This is a genomic window from Pseudomonas sp. GM102 (assembly GCF_000282555.1).
Classification (GTDB): Bacteria; Pseudomonadota; Gammaproteobacteria; order Pseudomonadales; family Pseudomonadaceae; genus Aquipseudomonas.
Window position 1 is genome coordinate 68,398 of sequence record NZ_AKJB01000070.1, and the last position, 19,341, is coordinate 87,738.

The window sequence follows — 19,341 nt, forward strand, 5'->3', positions numbered from 1 at the left end:
TCAGCCCGCCGCGTGAGTGCGAATGGCGCTGATGATGCTATTGGTGTTCCACGCACACTCCGCGTGCGTCGCCCGGCGTACCACCGTGGAAATCCGTTCGGCGCCAAACGGCTTTATCGCAATGATGACCTTGCCCATTCGCCTGGCGATCGCGATTTCCTTGTTGATCCACTTGCTGTAGGTCGAATACATCCCTGCCATGATCAGCACTGCCGAGCAGAGCCGAATCTTGTTTTCGATGGCTTCTTCAAGTTGCTTGTCGGTTTTCGCGCCGATGATCGGGTTGTCCGGTGGCACCGAAAAATTCTTGAACGCGAAGTCGGGCTTGGCGTTGAGCAGGCGAACCAGATTGTCGTGGGCGTCTGAGTAGTTCCACGAGTGGCTGATGAACAAATGATAGGTTTGCATGGCTGTCCCTCGGTATCGCCTGAAATGCGATGAGGGCTCGAATGTATGCACTTGAGTGGCCGCAACAAGGCCTTGACGGTTAAAGAGACGCGTCCTTCAGGCAGGCGCGAAGAAGCCTTACAGGAAGGTCTGACGTTTAATTTAGGGAGTTTTTGTAGGATGCCACGAACGACCTACCGCCCCGTAAGAGTCAGGGGCGGCTGGCACGTCTGTTTAATAACTGCTTTCGGGCAAGCTGGCGATGATCGAGCGATAGCTGTTCATCCGTTGCTGCTGCACGCGGCCTTCTTCAAGAGCCTTGAGCAAGGCGCAACCCGGTTCGCGGTCGTGCTTGCAGTCGCGAAAGCGGCAGGTGCCGATCAGGTCGTTGAACTCGATGAAACCGGCTTCGACGTCGGCACGGCTGACGTGACCCAGGCCGAATTCCCGAATACCCGGGGAGTCGATCAACTCACCGCCACCGGGGAAGTGGAACAACCGCGCGGTGGTGGTGGTGTGGGTGCCTTGGCCCGACAGCTCGGACAGTGGGCCGACACGGGTGTCGACTTCCGGCAGCAGGCTGTTGACCAGCGACGACTTGCCGACGCCGGACTGGCCGACGAATACGCTGATGTGCCCGTCCAGCTGCTTCTGCAACTGTTCCATGCCATTGCCGTGGTGGGCCGACACTTCCAGCACCGGGTAACCCAGCGTGCGGTAAACCGCCAGCAAGGCATTCAGCGCCGGGGCGTTCTGTTCGTCGATCAGGTCGAACTTGTTCAGCAGCAGTAACGGCCGAATACCCGCGTGTTCCGCGGCGACCAGGTAACGGTCGATCAAGTTGGCGTGAGGCTCGGGCAGCGGCGCGAAGACGATCACGATCAAGTCGACGTTGGCCGCCACTGGCTTGAGCTGGCCACGGCTGTCGGGACGGCAGAGCTCGGTTTTACGCGGCAGTTGCGCCACGATCACGCCGATGCCCTGGTTGCCGGCACGCCAGACAACCTGATCGCCGGTCACCAGCGCTGGCAGGTTGGCGCGCAAATGGCAACGGAATACCTGGCCGGCCAATTCGCCATCGAGGGCCTCGACTTCGACCTGCACACCGAAGTGCGCGATCACCAGGCCCGTCTGTTCCGGACCCAGGTCGCCGCCTTCGAGAGCCTCGACAGCCGAGGACTCGCGTTTGGCGGCGCGGGCAGCGCGCTCGCCCTGAATCTTTTCGATGCGCCAGTTTTGACGACGATTGAGTTGGCGTTTGGCCATGGGTGTTCCGTATCGAGAATGCAGCGATTAGGTAAAACGGCCGCGAGTTTAGCACGCCCGGTGGCCTCCCTAGGCTAAACTGCGCACCTACGCCGAGGAGCCGACTCATGCAAAACCCGCTGAACCTGATCTGGATCGACCTGGAAATGACCGGTCTGAACCCTGATACCGACGTCATCATCGAGATGGCCACCATCGTCACCGACAGTAATTTGAACACCTTGGCCGAAGGTCCAGTGATCGCCATCCACCACAGCGACGAGATCCTCGCCGGCATGGACGAGTGGAATACCCGTCAGCACGGCGGCTCCGGGCTGACCCAACGGGTTCGCGACAGCCGTATCGGCATGGCCGAAGCCGAAGCCGAGACCATCGCCTTCCTGGAAAAATGGGTGCCGAAGGGCAAGTCGCCGATCTGTGGCAACAGCATCTGCCAGGATCGTCGCTTCCTTTATACCCACATGAAATCGCTGGAAAGCTACTTCCACTACCGCAACCTCGACGTGTCGACCCTTAAAGAACTGGCCGCGCGCTGGGCGCCGGACGTACGCGACAGCTTCAAAAAGGGCAGCACCCACCTCGCGCTGGACGACATCCGCGAATCGATCGCCGAGCTTCAGCACTACCGCAAGAATTTCATCAAGGCCTGATTGGGTGGTGTGTCTGTTCTGACGCCTTCGCGGGCAAGCCTCGCTCCTACGGGACCTGCGTTGTACCTGTAGGAGCGAGGCTTGCCCGCGAAGAAGGCGACGCGGTCTATTTGAATGAGTGCCCCCTTTTGGTGCCGGCCCTAAATGGCTAGACTGCGCGCCTTTCTGCCAGGACCGCCACCATGTTGCTGATGCTCTACCTGATCGCCATTACTGCCGAAGCCATGACTGGCGCCCTGTCTGCGGGCCGTCGCGGCATGGACTGGTTTGGTGTGGTGCTGATCGCGTGCGTCACGGCGCTGGGCGGCGGTTCGGTGCGCGACGTGCTGCTTGGCCACTACCCGCTGACCTGGGTCAAACACCCGGAATACCTGGTGCTGACCTCCGTCGCGGCGATGCTGACGATCTTCATTGCCCGCTGGATGCGCCACCTGCGCTCGCTGTTTCTGGTGCTTGACGCCGTGGGCCTGGTGGCGTTCACCCTGATCGGCTGCATGACTGCCCTGGAAATGGGCCACGGCATGCTGGTGGCCTCGGTCAGCGGCGTGATCACTGGCGTGTTTGGCGGTATCTTGCGGGACATCTTCTGCAACGACATCCCGCTGATCTTCCGCCGCGAGCTCTACGCCAGCGTCTCGTTTGCCGCGGCGTGGTGCTACCTGCTCTGCATCTACCTGCAATTACCCGGCGAACAGTCGATCCTGATCACCCTGTTCGGCGGCTTCCTGCTGCGCTTGCTGGCGATCCGCTTCCACTGGGAAATGCCCAAGTTCGTTTATAACGACGAGGCCTGACACGGTCTCTGTAGCAGCTGCCGAAGGCTGCGTTCGAGGCCGCAGGACTCGCTTTGCGGTACGACGACTGCTGCGCAGCCGAACGCAGCCTTCGGCAGCTGCTGCTACAGGAGTCCGTGTTGTTTCAAGGCCCATTCGACGTGTTCGCGCACCAGCTCCGACGGATAGTCCCGTCGTGCCTTGAGCGCTTCCAGCACCGGAATGCTTGACGGCGCATTACCCAGGCCGACCGCCAGATTGCGCAACCAACGCTCGTAACCCGCACGTCTGAGCGGTGAGCCTTCGGTGCTGCTGAGGAACTTCTCTTCATCCCACATGAACAGTTCGGCCAGTTCGGCGTTGTCCAGATTGTGCCGTGGCTTGAAATCACTTTCCCCGGAAGGTCGGGCGAAGCGGTTCCATGGGCAGACGATCTGGCAGTCATCGCAACCGAATACCCGGTTACCGATCAATGGCCGCAAATCTTCGGGGATCGCGCTTTTCAGTTCGATGGTCAGGTACGAAATGCAGCGTCGGGCGTCCAGTACATATGGACCGACGAAGGCGTTGGTCGGGCAGATGTCCAGACAGGCGGTGCAGCGACCGCAGTGTTCGGTTGCGTGAGGCGGGTCCACCGGCAGCGGCAGGTCGACGAACAGTTCGCTGAGGAAAAAATAGCTGCCCGCCTTGCGATTCAAGACCAGGGTGTTTTTGCCGATCCAGCCAAGGCCAGCCTGTTCGGCGATGGCTTTTTCCAGTACCGGGGCGCTGTCGACAAAGGCGCGGTAGCCGAACGGGCCGATCACTGCCTGAATTTTTTCTGCCAGTTGTTGCACGCGTTTACGGATCAATTTGTGGTAATCGCGGCCCAAGGCATAACGCGAGACGTAGGCTTTTTCCGGTTGGGCCAGGCGTTTGGCCATTTCGGTGTCGCCCGGCAGGTAGTCCATGCGCAGGGAAACGACTCGCAGAGTGCCCGGCACCAGCTCTTCCGGGTGCGAACGTTTGCTGCCATGGGCGCCCATGTAGTCCATTTCGCCGTGGTAGCCGGCTTCGAGCCAGCGCTCCAGATGCTGCTCATGCTCGGCCAGGTCGAGGCCGCTGATGCCGACTTGCTGAAAGCCCAGCTCGCGGCCCCAGTCCTTGATGGATTGGGCGAGGGCGGGCAGGTCTGTGGTAATAGCGGGCATGAGGCGAGAGAAACCGGAGCTGAGGTGCGTATAATTCTGCCAGACATCGGAGCCTGAAGACGCATGCCGCACACTAAAGATGAATTACCCGACGCGCTGTATAGCGCCGCGCAAGTCCGAGGGCTCGATGCGAGCCTGATTGCGGCCGGTACGCCGGGCTTCGAATTGATGCAGCGTGCGGCGCGGGCGACCTGGCGCGCGCTGGTCCGTCATTGGCCCACGGCACACGAATTGAGCGTGGTGGCCGGCCACGGCAATAATGCGGGCGACGGTTACCTGGTGGCCGTGCTGGCCCGACGTGCCGGTTGGCACGTGCGGGTGCTGGCCGCCGGGGATCCCGGGCGTTTGCAGGGCGATGCCGCGTCGGCCCATGCCGAGGCAGTAGCCGAAGGCGTCGCCATTCAAGACTGGAATGCGCATTCAGAATTGCGTGGCATTGTGCTGGATGCCTTGCTCGGCACCGGCCTGACCGGTGAAGTGCGCGAGCCATACGCCAGCGTCATCGCCGCGATCAACGCCAGTGGGCTACCGGTTGCGGCGGTGGATATCCCCTCGGGGCTGTGCGCCGATACGGGGCGCGAGCTCGGCATTGCGGTTCGAGCGGACCTGACGGTGACGTTCATCGGTTTGAAGCTGGGCCTGTTCACCGGTGACGCTGCGGATGTGGTTGGTGATTTGGTCTTCAATGATCTGCAAGCCGCCCCTGAGACGTTTATCGGGGCCACGGTCAGTGCTCGTCGCCTGACGGCCGGTAATGTGCCGCGTCTGACCGGTCGCGCTCCAACTGCCCACAAAGGCAAATTTGGTCATGTATTGCTGATCGGTGGTGATCGTGGTTTTGGTGGCGCCATTCTGCTCGGTGCACAAAGTGCTTTGCGCAGCGGCGCCGGCATGGTGTCTGTGGCCACCCGCAACGAACATGTTCCAGCCGCCTTGGCGCGTTTGCCAGAAGCGATGGTGCTCGGCACTTCGTCGGCCAATCAATTGATGGGGCTGCTTGAGAAGGTCACGGTGTTGGTCGTCGGCCCGGGGCTGGGGCAGGCCGCCTGGGGGCGCAGTCTGTTGTCGGCCGCGGCCAATGCGCCTTTGCCGCAAGTCTGGGACGCCGATGCGTTGAACCTGTTGGCCGAAGGTGGCGTGAGTTTGCCCGCACGTTGTGTTATCACGCCGCACCCTGGCGAGGCGGCGCGATTGCTGGGGTTGTCGACGGCCGAAGTTCAGGCCGATCGTCCGGCCGCTGCCCATGCATTGAGCAAAAAATATACAGCGGTGGTGATCCTCAAGGGCGCCGGCAGCCTGATCGCCAGCCCCGACGGGCGCCTGGCGCTGTGTCATCAGGGCCATCCGGCCATGGCATCTGCCGGTTTGGGTGATGTGCTGGCCGGGCTGGTCGGCGCCTTGCTCGCTCAGGGTATGGATGCGTACGACGCGGCATGCCTGGCGGTCTGGGTGCACGCCAATGCCGGCGAGCAACAAGGTAAATTCGGCCGTGGGCTGGCGGCCAGTGATCTGATTCCAGCCATTCGTCAGTTGTTGGAGGAGCAAGCACCGTGTCTGAAGTAACCCTGTACCTGGCTGATGAAGAGGCGATGACCGCGTTTGGTGCGCGTATCGCACAAACCACTGAAGGGCACGGTCTGATTTTTCTCGAGGGAGATCTGGGCGCCGGGAAAACCACGCTGTCCCGGGGCATTATTCGTGGCCTGGGGCATACGGGGGCGGTAAAAAGTCCGACCTTCACCCTGGTTGAGCCTTACGAGATTGGGGAGGTCCGCGCCTTCCATTTCGACCTCTATCGACTGGTCGATCCGGAGGAGCTGGAGTACCTGGGCATCCGCGACTATTTCGAAGACGACGCGTTGTGCCTGATCGAATGGCCCCGTAACGGTGCAGGCTTTTTGCCAAAGCCCGACCTGACCATTACCATTAGCCCGCAAGACAGCGGGCGTTCGCTGAAAATTTCGCCACAAGGCTCGCGTGGCGAGTCGTGGTGTGCCGCTTTGGCATTGGAATCCAAATAAATGATGGGGTTAGGTATGCGCTTTCGCGCGTTGGTTGCTGCCGTAGGATTGTTGTTTCTGGCGGTGACCGTCGACGCTGTGGCCGAGACGAAGGTCAACAGTGTTCGCCTGTGGCGGGCGCCGGACAACACGCGGCTGGTGTTTGACCTGACAGGGTCTGTCCAGCACAGCGTTTTTACCCTGACCTCCCCGGATCGACTGGTGATCGACATTAATGGTGCAACTCTCGGCGCACCACTGAACGTTAATACCTCGAACACCCCGATTACCGCGATGCGCTCGGCTCAGCGCACGCCGACCGACCTGCGGGTGGTCATCGACCTGAAAAAAGCCGTCACGCCAAAAAGCTTCACCCTGGCGCCAAACGCCCAATATGGCAATCGCCTGGTCGTCGACCTGTTCGACAATGCGGCCGATGCCGCGCCACCGCCTGCGCCAACGCCGTCCGTGGCAACGTTGCCTGCGGTCCCTGTCGCACCCTCCGAGCCTTCGATCAAATTGCCGCCCGCCCCAGCCGGCAAGCGCGACATCATTGTGGTGATCGATGCCGGCCACGGTGGTGAGGACCCAGGCGCCTCGGGCTCTCGCGGTCAGCGGGAAAAAGACGTGGTGCTGGCGATCGCCCGTGAACTGCAGCGTCAGGTCAATGGCATGAAAGGCTTCCGCGCCGAACTGACTCGCACCGGCGACTACTTCATTCCGTTGCGCGGTCGTACCGAAATCGCTCGCAAGAAGGGGGCTGACCTGTTCGTTTCGATCCACGCTGACGCCGCACCTTCGGCTGCTGCGTTCGGTGCCTCGGTGTTCGCCTTGTCTGACCGTGGCGCGACGTCGGAGACTGCCCGTTGGCTGGCCGACAGCGAAAACCGTTCCGACTTGATCGGCGGTGCCGGCAACGTCAGCCTCGACGACAAGGACCGCATGCTGGCCGGTGTGCTGCTCGATTTGTCGATGACTGCTTCCCTGACATCCAGCCTCAACGTTGGCCAGAAAGTCTTGAGCAACATCGGCCGCGTCACGCCGCTGCACAAACAGCGCGTAGAGCAAGCCGGGTTCATGGTGCTGAAGTCGCCGGATATCCCGTCGATTCTGGTGGAAACCGGGTTTATCTCCAACGCCAATGAAGCTTCCAAGCTTGCCGCAGCGAACCACCAGCAGGCGCTGGCGCGTTCTATCAGCAGCGGCGTGCGGCAGTTCTTCCAGCAGAATCCACCGCCGGGCACCTACATTGCCTGGCTGCGCGATTCCGGCAAAATTGCCCAAGGCCCACGTGACCATCGCGTGAACCCCGGCGAAACCCTGGCGATGATCGCCGTGCGTTATCAGGTGTCCCCGGCCACCTTGCGTAACGCAAACAACTTGAAAAGTGACGAGCTGAAGATTGGTCAGACTCTGACCATCCCCGGCACTGAACTGGCGGCCAAAGAATGAACCAGGTGCTGACCAACACTGCGCGCATCGAGCTGCTCAGCCCGAGGCTGGCGAACCAGATTGCCGCCGGTGAAGTGGTTGAGCGCCCAGCCTCGGTGATCAAGGAGTTGCTGGAGAACAGCCTCGACTCCGGCGCCAAACGCATCGATGTCGATGTGGAGCAGGGCGGCGTCAAGTTGCTGCGGGTGCGCGATGACGGTAGCGGCATTTCTGCCGATGACCTGCCTTTGGCCCTGGCCCGTCACGCCACGAGCAAGATTCGTAACCTGGAAGACCTTGAACAGGTGATGAGCCTGGGGTTTCGTGGTGAGGCGCTGGCGTCCATCAGTTCCGTGGCACGTCTGACCCTGACGTCCCGCACTCGCGATGCCGATCAAGCCTGGCAGGTGGAAACCGAAGGCCGGGACATGGCGCCTCGCGTTCAACCGGCGGCCCATCCCGTGGGGACTTCGGTGGAAGTGCGCGATTTGTTCTTCAATACCCCAGCGCGCCGCAAATTTCTCAAGACCGAAAAAACCGAGTTCGATCACCTGCAAGAAGTGATCAAGCGTCTGGCGCTGGCGCGGTTCGATGTGGCATTCCATCTGCGCCACAACGGCAAAACCATCCTCAGCCTGCACGAAGCCCATGACGATGCGGCCCGCGCCCGGCGTGTGGCGGCGATCTGCGGGGCGGGTTTTCTGGAACAGGCGCTGCCGATCGAAATCGAGCGCAATGGCCTGCATTTGTGGGGTTGGGTCGGGTTGCCGACGTTCAACCGCAGCCAGGCAGACTTGCAGTATTTCTTTGTGAATGGCCGCGCGGTGCGCGACAAACTGGTGGCCCACGCGGTGCGCCAGGCTTATCGCGACGTGCTGTTCAACGGTCGGCACCCGACGTTCGTGCTGTTTTTCGAAGTCGATCCGGCGGGCGTCGACGTCAACGTGCACCCGACCAAGCACGAAGTACGCTTCCGTGACGGGCGCATGGTTCACGATTTCCTCTATGGCACTTTGCACCGCGCCCTCGGCGATGTGCGGCCGGAGGATCATCTGGCCGCACCTGTCGCGACCGCCATTGTCCGGCCTACCGGGCTCGACGCCGGTGAGTTCGGTCCGCAGGGCGAAATGCGTCTGGCGGCCAATGCGCTGCTGGAACAGCCGCAGGCACAACCGTCGTTCAACACGCCGGCTGGCTCGGGCGCTGGCGCCGGTTATCAGTATCAATACACGCCGCGGCCGCAGTCCGGCGTGCCCGTCGCCGAAGCTCAAGCGGCCTACCGTGAGTTCTTCGCGCCACTGCCCGAAGCCAACGCGGTCGCGCTGCCAGCCGGGCAGGACGACATTCCACCGCTAGGCTATGCGTTGGCGCAGCTCAAGGGCATCTATATTCTTTCGGAAAATGCCCAGGGCCTGGTGCTGGTGGACATGCACGCCGCCCACGAGCGGATCATGTACGAACGCCTGAAAATCGCCATGGCCAGCGAAGGTCTGAGTGGTCAGCCGCTGTTGGTGCCGGAGTCCCTGGCGGTCAGTCAGCGCGAAGCCGATTGCGCCGAAGAACACGTCGCGTGGTTCCAGCGGCTGGGCTTTGAATTGCAGCGCCTTGGCCCGGAGTCGCTGGCGATCCGGCAAATCCCCGCGTTGCTGAAACAGGCGGAAGCCAATCGATTGGTCAGCGACGTTCTGGCGGATTTGATGGAATACGGCACCAGCGACCGGATTCAGGCACACCTGAACGAACTGCTCGGCACCATGGCCTGCCACGGCGCGGTTCGCGCGAATCGGCGTCTGGCCTTGCCGGAAATGAACGGTCTGCTGCGGGACATGGAAAACACCGAACGCAGCGGTCAATGCAACCATGGCCGACCGACCTGGACCCAATTGGGCCTGGACGATCTGGACAAACTGTTTTTGCGCGGTCGTTGATGAGCCAGCTCCCTCCTGCGATTTTCCTGATGGGGCCGACGGCTGCCGGCAAGACCGACCTGGCCATCGAACTCACCAAAGTTTTGCCCTGCGAGCTTATCAGCGTCGATTCGGCGCTGGTTTACCGTGGCATGGACATTGGCACCGCCAAGCCTTCCAAAGAGTTGTTGGCCGAATTTCCGCATCGGTTGATCGATATTCTCGACCCGGCCGAGAGTTATTCCGCTGCCGATTTTCGTCGTGATGCGCTTGAGGCCATGGCAGAGATCACCGCTCGAGGCAAAATTCCGCTGCTGGTAGGCGGTACAATGCTCTACTACAAGGCTTTGCTCGAAGGTCTGGCCGACATGCCGGCGGCCGATCCGCAGGTGCGCGCGCAAATCGAAGAAGAGGCTGCACGCCTTGGCTGGCAAGCCCTGCACGATCAATTGGCGGTCATCGATCCGCAATCTGCAGCGCGAATTCATCCGAACGATCCGCAGCGCCTCAGTCGCGCACTGGAAGTTTATCGCGTCAGTGGTCAGAGCATGACTGAGCTACGCTTGCGACAATCTGCGCAAAGTACTGAAGCAGCCGCTTCGGGACTGCAACAATTGCCCTATACTGTCGCGAACTTGGCTATCGCCCCGGCAAATCGTCAGGTACTGCACGAGCGCATTAAACAAAGATTCACAAATATGTTGGAACAGGGATTCATAGACGAGGTCGTAGCCCTGCGAGATAGAGGTGACCTGCATTCGGGGATGCCGTCTATACGTGCTGTAGGCTATCGACAAGTCTGGGATTACCTGGATGGCAAGCTGACGCAAGCCGAGATGCAGGAGCGTGGAATCATTGCCACGCGCCAATTGGCAAAGCGCCAGTTCACCTGGCTGCGCAGTTGGGCTGATTTACACTGGTTGGACAGCCTCGATTGCGACAATCTGCCGCGCGCCTTGAAATACCTCGGGACCATCTCCATATTGAGCTGAGTCCTTGCAATTGCCGTCTATCCTTGGGGGTGTGACGGCCCCAAGCCATCTGTTTACCTATTTTTTATATTGAATCCTTAAAGGAGTGCGGCACATGTCAAAAGGGCATTCGCTACAAGACCCTTACTTGAATACTTTACGTAAAGAGAAAGTGGGGGTTTCCATCTACCTGGTCAACGGGATCAAACTGCAAGGCACGATCGAGTCTTTCGACCAGTTCGTAATCCTGCTGAAAAACACCGTTAGCCAAATGGTTTACAAACACGCTATCTCTACAGTGGTGCCGGTTCGTCCAATTCGTCTGCCTAGCGCAACCGAATCCGAAGCAGGTGACGCTGAGCCAGGTAACGCCTGATAGGAGTCTCCTTTGTTCTTTGAGCGCCACGGTGGTGGTGAACGGGCAATTCTCGTTCACTTGGATGGTCAGGACCCTGAGGCGCGCGAAGATCCGCAGGAGTTTCAGGAGTTGGCAATTTCGGCTGGCGCCGAGACCGTCGCGTTTTTTAACGTGCCGCGTCATCGGCCAACCGCCAAAACCCTGATCAGCAGCGGCAAGGTCGAAGAATTACGCGACCTGGTTAGCGCCGAACAGGTCGATCTGGTGATTTTCAATCACATCCTCACGCCCAGTCAGGAACGTAACCTCGAACGTATTTTCGAGTGTCGCGTGATCGACCGCACGGGTTTGATTCTCGATATCTTCGCCCAACGCGCCCGCACCCATGAAGGCAAGCTCCAGGTCGAACTGGCCCAGCTTGAACACATGAGTACGCGGCTGGTTCGTGGCTGGACTCACCTTGAACGGCAGAAGGGCGGTATCGGTCTGCGCGGCCCGGGTGAAACCCAGCTGGAAACCGACCGGCGTCTGTTGCGGGTTCGCCTGCGGCAGATCAAGGGGCGCCTGGAAAAGGTCCGCAGCCAGCGCGAGCAATCTCGGCGCGGGCGCAAACGTGCTGACATCCCGACGGTTTCACTGGTGGGTTATACCAACGCCGGCAAATCGACGCTGTTCAACTCGGTCACCGATTCCGACGTCTTCGCCGCCGACCAGCTATTCGCTACCCTCGACCCGACCTTGCGCCGACTCGAACTCGACGACCTCGGGCCGATCGTACTGGCCGACACCGTGGGCTTCATTCGCCACCTGCCGCACAAACTGGTCGAGGCATTTCGGGCTACGCTCGAAGAGTCGAGCAACTCCGACCTGCTGCTGCATGTGATCGATGCGCATGAGCCTGAGCGTATGGCCCAGATTGAACAGGTCATGGTGGTGCTCGGGGAGATCGGGGCGCAAGACTTGCCGATCCTTGAGGTATACAACAAACTCGATTTGCTCGAGGGTGTTGAGCCGCAGATCCAGCGCGATGCCGATGGCAAACCGCAGCGGGTCTGGTTGTCGGCCAAGGACGGTACCGGTCTGGACCTGCTCAAGCAGGCTGTGGCCGAACTGTTAGGCAGTGATTTGTTTATTGGCACCTTGCGCTTGCCGCAACGTTTTGCTCGACTGCGTGCGCAGTTTTTCGAACTCGGTGCGGTGCAAAAAGAAGAACACGACGAAGAAGGCATCAGCTTGCTGGCCGTTCGCTTGCCACGGATCGAATTGAATCGACTCGTGAGCCGCGAGGGTCTGCAACCGATGGAATTCATCGAGCAACACACTTTGCAATAAAAGCCTGAGAAAGCGGTTGTGCCGTGGTGACAGGCATTCTGTAGCATTGGTCGGCGCGCCGTGGGTGCGTCTTTGCTTTATCAGATGGAGAGCGCTATGGCTTGGAATGAGCCGGGTGGCAACTCGAATAATCAGGATCCTTGGGGTGGCAAGCGCCGCAATAACGGCGACCGCAAGGGACCACCGGATCTCGACGAGGCCTTCCGAAAGCTGCAGGAAAGCCTGAACGGGTTGTTCGGTGGTGGTAAAAAACGCGGTGACGAGGGCGGTCGCCCGGGCAAGAGTGGCGGCTTCGGCGGCCTGCTCGGCATCGGCCTGGTCGTGCTGGCGGCTGTGTGGCTGTACAGCGCTGTCTACGTGGTCGACGAGCAGGAGCAAGCCGTAGTGCTGCGCTTCGGCAAATACTATGAAACCGTCGGCCCGGGCCTGAACATCTATTTCCCGCCGATCGATCGCAAGTACATGGAAAACGTCACGCGTGAGCGTGCCTATACCAAGCAGGGTCAAATGCTGACTGAAGACGAAAATATCGTCGAAGTGCCGCTGACCGTGCAGTACAAGATCAGCAACCTGCAAGACTTCGTACTGAACGTCGATCAGCCGGAAATCAGCCTGCAACATGCAACCGACAGTGCCTTGCGTCACGTGGTGGGTTCTACCGCCATGGATCAGGTGCTGACCGAAGGTCGTGAGTTGATGGCCAGCGAAATCAAGGAGCGTCTGCAACGCTTCCTCGATACCTACCGCACCGGTATCACCGTCACTCAGGTCAACGTACAGAGCGCAGCTGCACCGCGTGAAGTCCAGGAAGCCTTCGATGACGTGATCCGCGCCCGTGAAGACGAGCAGCGTTCGCGAAACCAGGCTGAAACCTACGCCAACGGTGTCGTGCCGGAAGCCCGTGGTCAGGCCCAACGCATCCTCGAGGATGCCAACGGTTACCGCGACGAGACCGTCTCCCGCGCCAAGGGTGAGGCCGATCGCTTCACCAAGTTGGTGGCCGAGTATCGCAAGGCCCCTGAAGTCACCCGCCAGCGTCTGTACCTGGACACCATGCAGGAAATCTTCAGCAACACCAGCAAGGTTCTCGTGACCGGCAACAAGGATGGCCAGAACAATCTGCTCTACTTGCCGCTGGACAAGATGATCGACAGTGGTCGCAGTCCCGGCGCTCCGGTGACCGGTGCGGCAGCCAGCAGCAATGAAGTGAATGCGCGTGCGGCAGCTGATCTGCAGCAACAGCAAGCACGTACCAGGGAGAGTCGCTGATGAGCAATAAATCGCTGATCGCCCTTATTATCGGCGTCGTCGTGGCGATCGTTGCCTGGAACTGCTTCTACATCGTGGCTCAGACCGAGCGTGCGGTGTTGCTGCAGTTCGGTCGCGTGGTCCAGGCCGATGTTCAGCCGGGCCTGCACGTGAAAGTGCCTTACGTGAACAAGGTGCGCAAATTCGACGCGCGCCTGATGACACTGGATGCACCGACACAGCGCTTCCTGACGCTGGAAAAGAAAGCCGTCATGGTCGATGCCTACGCCAAGTGGCGCGTGAAAGATGCCGAGCGCTTCTACACCGCGACTTCCGGCCTCAAGCAGATTGCCGACGAGCGTCTTTCCCGTCGTCTGGAATCTGGCCTGCGTGACCAGTTCGGTAAGCGCACCCTGCACGAAGTGGTGTCCGGTGAGCGTGATGCGCTGATGGCAGACATCACCTCTTCGCTGAACAAGATGGCGGAAAAAGAGCTGGGCATCGAAGTTGTCGATGTCCGGGTCAAAACCATCGACCTGCCGAAGGAAGTGAACCGCAGCGTGTTCGAACGTATGAGCACCGAGCGTGAGCGTGAAGCTCGCGAGCACCGCGCCAAGGGTAACGAGCTGGCCGAAGGCATTCGTGCCGACGCCGACCGTCAACGCCGCGTGCTGCTGGCTGAAGCCTATCGTGAATCTGAAGAGGTTCGCGGTGACGGTGACGCCCAGGCTGCTGCGATCTACTCCAAGGCATACGGCCAGGATCAGGAGTTCTACGCGTTCTACCGTAGCCTGCGTGCCTACCGTGAAAGCTTCGCGAACAAATCCGACGTCATGGTCCTGGACCCGGGCAGCGACTTCTTCCGTTACCTGGAAAAAGCCAAGCCTTGATACGGCGTTGACCTGAATCATCCCCCGCCTGGCGGCTAAAACCTCGGGCGGGGTGATCCTTTGGGAAAACGTGTGTATGATGCGGCAGCCGGGAAATTCCCGGCTTTTTTGCGTCTGCACGTTTGATTGCTGTTTTTATGCAGGCGCCCGAGTTGAATGACTCGACAGGTTTTTCGAGGAAAGTGGTTGGCGAAGCCGGTTTCAGGCTTTTCGCCCCGTTGTCCATGCGCGCGGTTTGTGCGCATGGGCCGATCATTTTCTGCTTCACTCAAGGCTCGCCCAAAGGCTTGTCGCCCGGATCATAGGGGAATGGCGTAATGGCAACGGTAGACCGCTGGCTGCTGCCAGATGGCATCGAAGAAGTACTGCCACCAGAAGCTGCGCGCATCGAAGTAGCGCGTCGCCAGGTGTTGGATCTGTTCCAGAGCTGGGGTTACGAGTTTGTCGTGACTCCCCATATCGAGTACCTGGAATCCCTGCTGACCGGCGCGGGCTCGGACCTCGATCTGCGTACCTTCAAGGTCATCGACCCGCAGTCGGGCCGGCAGATGGGTTTCCGTGCCGACATCACGCCGCAAGTGGCGCGCATCGATGCGCATACCCTGCGTCGCGAAGGGCCGAGCCGTCTGTGTTATGCCGGTAGCGTGCTGCATGCTCAGCCGCGTGCGTTGTCGTCCTCGCGCAGCCCGATTCAACTGGGCGCCGAGTTGTACGGCGATGCCAGCCCGAGCAGTGACGTGGAAGTCATCAGCCTGATGCTGGCCATGCTGCAACTGGCCGATGTGCCGGATGTGCACATGGATCTCGGTCATGTAGGCATCTACCGCGGCCTGGCCCGTGCCGCCGGTTTGTCCGGTGAAGTCGAGCAACAGTTGTTCGATGCGTTGCAACGTAAAGCCATCGACGAGGTCATTACCTTGACCGAAGGCCTGCCTGCCGATCTGTCGGGCATGCTGCGAGCGCTGGTCGACCTGTGTGGCGGTCGTGAGGTGTTGAGCGCAGCGCGTGAGCGTCTGGCCAATGCGCCGGCACCCGTGCTGGCGGCCCTGGACGATCTGCTGGCAATTGCCGAGCGTCTGTCCACGCGTTTCCCGGAATTACCGCTGTATTTCGACCTGGGCGAGTTGCGCGGCTACCACTACCACACCGGTGTAGTGTTCGCCGTGTTCGTACCGGGTGTTGGCCAGTCCATTGCTCAGGGCGGTCGTTACGACGACATCGGTGCCGACTTCGGTCGTGCCCGTCCGGCGACTGGTTTCTCTACCGATTTGAAAACCCTGGTGACCCTGGGGCGTGCTGAAATCGAGCTACCGTCTGGCGGTATCTGGATGCCTGACAGTACGGATGCAGCACTCTGGCAGCAGGTTTGCCAGTTGCGCAGTGAGGGTCAGCGTGTCGTTCAGGCATTGCCTGGGCAGCTTTTGGCCGCCGCCCGTGAAGCGGACTGCGACCGGCAATTGATTCAGCAGAACGGGCTTTGGCAAGTATTGCCGCTGGCTTCTTGAGTTTTCCTGCCGGCCGCCGCCGGCACCAAGTTTGCGCGAATGAGGACAAGTGTTATGGGTAAGAATGTCGTAGTCCTGGGCACCCAATGGGGTGATGAGGGCAAAGGCAAGATCGTTGATCTGCTGACCGAACATGCTGCCGCCGTAGTGCGCTACCAAGGTGGCCACAACGCTGGCCACACCCTGGTGATCGACGGTGAAAAAACCGTCTTGCACCTGATCCCGTCGGGCGTGCTGCGCGAAGGCGTGCAGTGCCTGATCGGTAACGGCGTGGTGGTTGCACCCGACGCCCTGCTGCGGGAAATCATCAAGTTGGAAGAGAAAGGCGTACCGGTGCGCGAGCGCCTGCGTATCAGCCCGTCCTGCCCGCTGATCCTGTCCTACCACGTAGCGCTGGACCAGGCCCGTGAAAAGGCCCGTGGCGAGCTGAAGATCGGTACTACCGGTCGCGGCATCGGCCCGGCTTACGAAGACAAGGTTGCCCGTCGCGGTCTGCGCGTAGGTGATCTGCTCAACATGCCGCGCTTTGAAGCCAAGCTGCGTGAACTGGTGGAATACCACAACTTCATGTTGGTCGGTTTCTACAAAGAACCAGCCATTGACTTCGACAAGACCCTGGCCGAGTGTAAAGAATACGCTGAACTGCTCAAGCCGCTGATGCTGGACGTGACTGCCGAGCTGCACGACCTGCGTCGTGCTGGCAAAGACATCATGTTCGAAGGCGCCCAAGGTTCGTTGCTGGACATCGACCACGGCACCTACCCGTACGTGACCAGCTCTAACACCACCGCTGGCGGCGTTGCTACCGGTTCGGGCGTTGGTCCTATGTTCTTGGACTACATCCTGGGTATCACCAAGGCTTACACCACACGTGTAGGTTCGGGTCCATTCCCGACTGAGCTGTTCGACGAAGTCGGTGCGCACCTGGCTAAACAAGGTCACGAGTTCGGCGCGACTACCGGTCGTGCTCGTCGTTGTGGCTGGTTTGACGCCGTTATCCTGCGTCGCGCTATCGATGTGAACAGCATCTCGGGCATCTGCCTGACCAAGCTGGATGTACTCGACGGTCTGGAAACCATCAACATCTGCGTCGGCTACAAAGATGCAGAAGGTAAGGACGTTGCCCCGACTGACGCTGACAGCTACATGGGTCTGCAGCCGGTGTACGAAGAAGTGCTGGGCTGGACAGAGTCGACCGTGGGTGCCAAAACTCTGGAAGAGCTGCCAGCTAACGCCCGTGCTTACATCAAGCGCGTTGAAGAGCTGATCGGTGCGCCGATCGACATTATTTCGACGGGCCCGGACCGCAACGAAACCATCGTTCTGCGTCACCCGTTCGCTTAATAAGTCGTTGATGTAAAACACGAAGGCCCCTTAATTGGGGCCTTTGTCGTTTATGCCCGTCGAACGGCATGACCTTTGCTGCGAACATTAAAAAAGCATCGTTTCTGACGTGCTATCAATTTGATGGCGTCAAAGCAGAGGGATTTTCAGTGTCGGCCGTTCTCTCACTGTTACAAAGCCGTCTCTTGCGGCCCGTGTTCGTTACCCTTGGTATCGCCCTTTTGGTGCAGGTGCTGGTGGCTGTCGCTCTGACCCGGAGCACAGTGACTGCGCTGGAAGCTGATTTGGGTGTGCGACTGGACGCCGACAGCCAAAAGCTCTCGGGTGAACTTGAGCAGGCAGGGCGTGAAGTCACGTCGAGCCTGGATAGCCTGTCCACCAGTACCCGTCAGCGCCTGACCGCTGGGCTGTCTTCGCGTCTGAAGGACGAGCAGGCACAACTGCGTACGACGCTGGAGAAGGACCTGAAGGATTCGGCCAACGACATGGCGCAGCTTCTGGCCTCGGTCGCACCCCGCGCCATGTGGGACAGCGACATCCCCACCCTGTCCGAATTCGCTCGCCGTGCCCAGCGCAATCCCAATGTGTTGTTCGTGGTCTACGACGACGCCACGGGCCAGCACCTGACGCGCTACCTCAACCGGGAGAACCCGATCAACAAGGCGCTTCTGGAAAAAGGCCAGGGCGAGCGGGCGCTGGACAAGGTACTGGATGCGGCGAAGAACGATCCGTCGGTCTACTACCTTGAAGCCTCGATCAACCCCAATGGGGTGGAGATCGGCAAGGTTCTGATGGGTGTCTCGACCGCCTCGGTGGAAACCGATCTGGCGGCGCTGGACAAGCGTTTCTCGGCGCTGATCGCCAGCAGTGATCAACTGGTGGGCGACAGCCTCAAAGGCGCGGCGGCTGACAGCGCAGCGGCGATGCGCGGGCGTCTGCAATCGGCGCAGTCCACCGCCACTGAAATGAAAGCCAATACCACCACTGCCGTGCAGGAAGCAGCGGGGACTTTACGCTGGCGCATTGGCATGGGTTTGGCGCTTGTGGGTTTTGGTGTGCTGCTGTTGCTGGCAGTGGTACTGGGCCGTCGAGTGGTAAACCGCTTGAAAATGCTGATCACCGCCATGGATGACTTAGCGGCAGGTGAGGGTGATCTGACCAAGCGTGTGCAGATCAACAGCCAGGACGAGATTGGCGACATGGCCTCGGCGGTCAATCGCTTTGTGGATAAGTTACAGCCGATCGTGCGGGAGGCAGGCGATGTGGCCCAGCGGACCGGCGTGGAAATCGGCGCCATGACCCTGCGCAATGCCGGCGCCGATGCCGCGGCGGGCATGCAGCGCGATGAAGTGGCCGAAAGCTTGCGCGCGTTGTCGCAAATGGCTGATGAAGCCCAGTCTGAAAGCCACGCCATGCAGGCCGCTTTGCGGCAGGTGGTGGATATTCGTCAGGCTACGGATGAGAACACCCGGACCTCGGCGAAAGTTGGCAGTCTCATTGAGGCATTGGCCGGACAAGTCGATACCGGCGCGAAAGTCATCGAGCGCCTAGCGCAGCAGAGTGAGCAGATTGAAGTGGTGTTGACGGTGATTCACGGGATCGCTGAACAAACCAACTTGCTGGCGTTGAACGCGGCCATTGAGGCCGCGCGTGCCGGCGAGACCGGTCGCGGGTTTGCCGTGGTGGCGGATGAGGTGCGGGCACTGGCGAGCAAGACTCAGAGCTCAACCGGCGACATTCAGGCACACATCGTTGCGTTGCAGCAGGGCGCAAGGGAGGCTGTTGCAGCGATTGGTCAGGCTGGACGTCAGGCCAGCGAAGGTTTGCTGGTGTTGCGCGACAGTGCGCGGTTGCAGCAGTCGGTGCAGGCGTCGGTCGAGCAGGTGCATGCGGCGATCGGTCTGGCGACCCAGGCCGCGGCGCATCAGGCGCAAGGTGCGCAGGCTGTGCGTGGGCGGGTTGAGACCATTCATGCTCAGGCTGAGAAGGCTGCTCAGGCGGTGGTGGAAACCACTGCCAGCGGCAAGGTGCTGGATGGCTTGGCGGCGCAATTGAAGGCGAGCCTGGGGCAGTTCCGGGCTTAAGTTTT

17 protein-coding genes are annotated in these 19,341 nt (G+C 60.4%); 14 read left to right on the forward strand and 3 right to left on the reverse strand.

Features of this window, described 5'->3' with window-relative positions:
* Together PMI18_RS11345 and rsgA are read right to left on the reverse strand one after the other, a co-directional pair.
* A complete protein-coding gene (locus tag PMI18_RS11345) occupies nt 1–408 on the reverse strand; it encodes a TIR domain-containing protein (protein ID WP_007902634.1) in 408 nt (135 codons plus the stop codon).
* A gap of 213 nt (nt 409–621) precedes the next feature.
* Nucleotides 622–1,653 carry a small ribosomal subunit biogenesis GTPase RsgA gene (gene rsgA, locus PMI18_RS11340; protein ID WP_007902636.1) on the reverse strand — a complete coding sequence of 344 codons (1,032 nt, stop codon included), beginning with the start codon at nt 1,651–1,653 and terminating at the stop codon, nt 622–624.
* 107 nt (nt 1,654–1,760) lie between these two features.
* Between rsgA and orn the strand changes: the two genes are divergently transcribed.
* Together orn and PMI18_RS11330 are read left to right on the forward strand one after the other, a co-directional pair.
* Entirely contained in the window at nt 1,761–2,303 is a 543-nt protein-coding gene (orn, locus tag PMI18_RS11335) for an oligoribonuclease (RefSeq protein WP_007902637.1), read from the forward strand.
* A 182-nt stretch (nt 2,304–2,485) separates the two neighbouring features.
* Entirely contained in the window at nt 2,486–3,097 is a 612-nt protein-coding gene (locus tag PMI18_RS11330) for a trimeric intracellular cation channel family protein (protein WP_007902638.1), read from the forward strand.
* Between the two features lie 104 nt (nt 3,098–3,201).
* Here the strand turns inward: PMI18_RS11330 and queG are convergent, their stop codons facing one another.
* On the reverse strand, nt 3,202–4,266 hold the full coding sequence (queG, locus tag PMI18_RS11325) for a tRNA epoxyqueuosine(34) reductase QueG (protein WP_007902639.1): 1,065 nt from the start codon (nt 4,264–4,266) through the stop codon (nt 3,202–3,204).
* 63 nt (nt 4,267–4,329) lie between these two features.
* On the opposite strand from queG, the gene PMI18_RS11320 reads away from it, so the two are divergent.
* From PMI18_RS11320 to PMI18_RS11265, 12 genes are all read left to right on the forward strand, one after another.
* Entirely contained in the window at nt 4,330–5,829 is a 1,500-nt protein-coding gene (locus PMI18_RS11320; RefSeq protein ID WP_007902642.1) for a bifunctional ADP-dependent NAD(P)H-hydrate dehydratase/NAD(P)H-hydrate epimerase, read from the forward strand.
* Nucleotides 5,817–6,287: a tRNA (adenosine(37)-N6)-threonylcarbamoyltransferase complex ATPase subunit type 1 TsaE gene (gene tsaE / locus PMI18_RS11315; protein WP_007902643.1), complete on the forward strand. Its 471-nt coding sequence runs from the start codon at nt 5,817–5,819 to the stop codon at nt 6,285–6,287. Before PMI18_RS11320 ends, tsaE begins: the two co-directional genes overlap by 13 nt.
* Nucleotides 6,288–7,718, forward strand: a complete 1,431-nt coding sequence (locus tag PMI18_RS11310) for an N-acetylmuramoyl-L-alanine amidase (RefSeq protein WP_007902646.1) — start codon at nt 6,288–6,290, stop codon at nt 7,716–7,718. It abuts the gene before it with no gap.
* Complete coding sequence (gene mutL / locus PMI18_RS11305) at nt 7,715–9,625, forward strand: DNA mismatch repair endonuclease MutL (RefSeq protein ID WP_007902649.1); 1,911 nt, start codon at nt 7,715–7,717, stop codon at nt 9,623–9,625. The genes PMI18_RS11310 and mutL overlap by 4 nt, the downstream gene beginning before the upstream one ends.
* Entirely contained in the window at nt 9,625–10,596 is a 972-nt protein-coding gene (miaA, locus tag PMI18_RS11300) for a tRNA (adenosine(37)-N6)-dimethylallyltransferase MiaA (protein WP_007902653.1), read from the forward strand. Before mutL ends, miaA begins: the two co-directional genes overlap by 1 nt.
* 94 nt (nt 10,597–10,690) lie before the next feature.
* On the forward strand, nt 10,691–10,951 hold the full coding sequence (hfq, locus tag PMI18_RS11295) for an RNA chaperone Hfq (RefSeq protein WP_007902656.1): 261 nt from the start codon (nt 10,691–10,693) through the stop codon (nt 10,949–10,951).
* 12 nt (nt 10,952–10,963) lie between these two features.
* A complete protein-coding gene (gene hflX / locus PMI18_RS11290; RefSeq protein WP_007902661.1) occupies nt 10,964–12,265 on the forward strand; it encodes a ribosome rescue GTPase HflX in 1,302 nt (433 codons plus the stop codon).
* 96 nt (nt 12,266–12,361) lie between these two features.
* The gene (gene hflK, locus PMI18_RS11285; RefSeq protein WP_007902662.1) at nt 12,362–13,534 is read left to right on the forward strand and encodes an FtsH protease activity modulator HflK; all 1,173 of its coding nucleotides are present in this window, start codon (nt 12,362–12,364) and stop codon (nt 13,532–13,534) included.
* Entirely contained in the window at nt 13,534–14,403 is an 870-nt protein-coding gene (gene hflC / locus PMI18_RS11280) for a protease modulator HflC (protein ID WP_007902663.1), read from the forward strand. Before hflK ends, hflC begins: the two co-directional genes overlap by 1 nt.
* A gap of 317 nt (nt 14,404–14,720) precedes the next feature.
* The gene (locus tag PMI18_RS11275) at nt 14,721–15,908 is read left to right on the forward strand and encodes an ATP phosphoribosyltransferase regulatory subunit (RefSeq protein ID WP_007902665.1); all 1,188 of its coding nucleotides are present in this window, start codon (nt 14,721–14,723) and stop codon (nt 15,906–15,908) included.
* A 54-nt stretch (nt 15,909–15,962) separates the two neighbouring features.
* Nucleotides 15,963–17,252 (forward strand): adenylosuccinate synthase, encoded by a 1,290-nt coding sequence (locus tag PMI18_RS11270; RefSeq protein ID WP_007902666.1) that lies wholly within the window; start codon nt 15,963–15,965, stop codon nt 17,250–17,252.
* 149 nt (nt 17,253–17,401) lie between these two features.
* A complete protein-coding gene (locus PMI18_RS11265; protein WP_007902667.1) occupies nt 17,402–19,336 on the forward strand; it encodes a methyl-accepting chemotaxis protein in 1,935 nt (644 codons plus the stop codon).
* Nucleotides 19,337–19,341 lie beyond the last annotated feature (5 nt).

Excerpts from the sequence above, each read along its gene's own strand:
- PMI18_RS11345 (WP_007902634.1), bottom strand. The coding sequence starts at position 408 with ATGCAAACCTATCATTTGTTCATCAGCCACTCGTGGAACTACTCAGAC.
- rsgA (WP_007902636.1), bottom strand. The coding sequence starts at position 1,653 with ATGGCCAAACGCCAACTCAATCGTCGTCAAAACTGGCGCATCGAAAAG.
- orn (WP_007902637.1), top strand. The coding sequence starts at position 1,761 with ATGCAAAACCCGCTGAACCTGATCTGGATCGACCTGGAAATGACCGGT.
- PMI18_RS11330 (WP_007902638.1), top strand. The coding sequence starts at position 2,486 with ATGTTGCTGATGCTCTACCTGATCGCCATTACTGCCGAAGCCATGACT.
- queG (WP_007902639.1), bottom strand. The coding sequence starts at position 4,266 with ATGCCCGCTATTACCACAGACCTGCCCGCCCTCGCCCAATCCATCAAG.
- PMI18_RS11320 (WP_007902642.1), top strand. The coding sequence starts at position 4,330 with ATGCCGCACACTAAAGATGAATTACCCGACGCGCTGTATAGCGCCGCG.
- PMI18_RS11310 (WP_007902646.1), top strand. The coding sequence starts at position 6,288 with ATGATGGGGTTAGGTATGCGCTTTCGCGCGTTGGTTGCTGCCGTAGGA.
- mutL (WP_007902649.1), top strand. The coding sequence starts at position 7,715 with ATGAACCAGGTGCTGACCAACACTGCGCGCATCGAGCTGCTCAGCCCG.
- miaA (WP_007902653.1), top strand. The coding sequence starts at position 9,625 with ATGAGCCAGCTCCCTCCTGCGATTTTCCTGATGGGGCCGACGGCTGCC.
- hfq (WP_007902656.1), top strand. The coding sequence starts at position 10,691 with ATGTCAAAAGGGCATTCGCTACAAGACCCTTACTTGAATACTTTACGT.
- hflK (WP_007902662.1), top strand. The coding sequence starts at position 12,362 with ATGGCTTGGAATGAGCCGGGTGGCAACTCGAATAATCAGGATCCTTGG.
- hflC (WP_007902663.1), top strand. The coding sequence starts at position 13,534 with ATGAGCAATAAATCGCTGATCGCCCTTATTATCGGCGTCGTCGTGGCG.
- PMI18_RS11275 (WP_007902665.1), top strand. The coding sequence starts at position 14,721 with ATGGCAACGGTAGACCGCTGGCTGCTGCCAGATGGCATCGAAGAAGTA.
- PMI18_RS11270 (WP_007902666.1), top strand. The coding sequence starts at position 15,963 with ATGGGTAAGAATGTCGTAGTCCTGGGCACCCAATGGGGTGATGAGGGC.